At 49.1% G+C, this 644-nt stretch carries 1 protein-coding gene; it reads right to left on the bottom strand.

The annotated features are described in order from the left end of the window. A partial coding sequence (locus FC85_RS09525) for a glucose-6-phosphate isomerase (protein ID WP_476737549.1) occupies window positions 1–644 on the bottom strand: 644 nt, incomplete at both ends.

Below are 644 nucleotides of genomic sequence, written 5' to 3'. Positions count from 1 at the left end.
GGGGTTTGATCCGGAATATGGACGCTCATATTTGGCACGTTACCATCGGTATGGGCAAGGGTAACGGCTTCAAAGGCCTTGGTGTTGGCAAAGTCCATGGTGTGGCCTTCCAAATATTGCAGCCCGTCCAAGTTATCGGCTTCCTTGGGGACGTCTAAATCATGGTTCGGCTGGTCAACTTTAACGACCGTTTCCATTAAGTTCCGTAAGCCTTCTTGGATGTATTGGCCTAAGGAATGCAAATCAGTGGTGAAGTTGGCGGATGATGGGTAAATGCCCTTTTCATTCTTGCCTTCGGATTCACCCATAAGTTGCTTCCACCATTCAGCGAAGTACATCATATTGGGTTCGTAATTTTCCAATAATTCGGTTGTGAAGCCTTTGCGGTATAAAATGTTCCGATAGGCAGCGTACTGATAGGCTTCATTCTTGCTTAAATCAGGGTCAGTGTAGGCATCGGCCGCGTCGGCTGCCCCTTTCATTAATTGGTCAATGTCGGCACCGGAAGCGGCGATGGGCAACAAACCAACCGGCGTCAAAACGGAGTAACGACCGCCGACACCGTCGGGAATAATGAATGATTCATATCCCTTGGCATCAGCTTCTTGGCGCAAAGCGCCATGAGCTTGATCAGTTGTGGCGTA

The organism is Lentilactobacillus diolivorans DSM 14421, from assembly GCF_001434255.1.
GTDB classification, from domain to species: Bacteria; Bacillota; Bacilli; order Lactobacillales; family Lactobacillaceae; genus Lentilactobacillus; species Lentilactobacillus diolivorans.
The sequence above is the reverse complement of the archived record's forward strand: the minus strand, read 5'-3'. Positions and strand labels throughout refer to the sequence as shown.